The following is a 220-nucleotide window of genomic DNA, read 5'->3' on the forward strand; positions in this document are numbered from 1 at the left end:
GAAGTAGATGAAGAACGAGATGTAGTTGCGGTAGACGAAGTCGCGGCGCTGGATGGCGAAACCGGTCATCGCGATGATGAACAGGCCGATGGCCGTTCCGGCGACCGTCATGATGATCGTGACGGCGTAGGAGCCGAGGATCGCCCGCGGGTAGCGGAAGATGTATTCGTAGGCCTCGAGCGAGAATCCTCGCGGAAGGAGCCCGAAGCCATCCTTCATG

1 pseudogene is annotated in these 220 nt (G+C 59.5%); it reads right to left on the bottom strand.

The annotated features are described in order from the left end of the window. Positions 1-220 (bottom strand): annotated as a pseudogene (locus MJ643_RS31355) (carbohydrate ABC transporter permease); the annotation flags it as partial.

Origin of the sequence: Pseudomonas sp. PNPG3 (genome assembly GCF_023093815.1) — a bacterium.
GTDB lineage: Bacteria > Pseudomonadota > Gammaproteobacteria > Pseudomonadales > Pseudomonadaceae > Aquipseudomonas > Aquipseudomonas asiatica.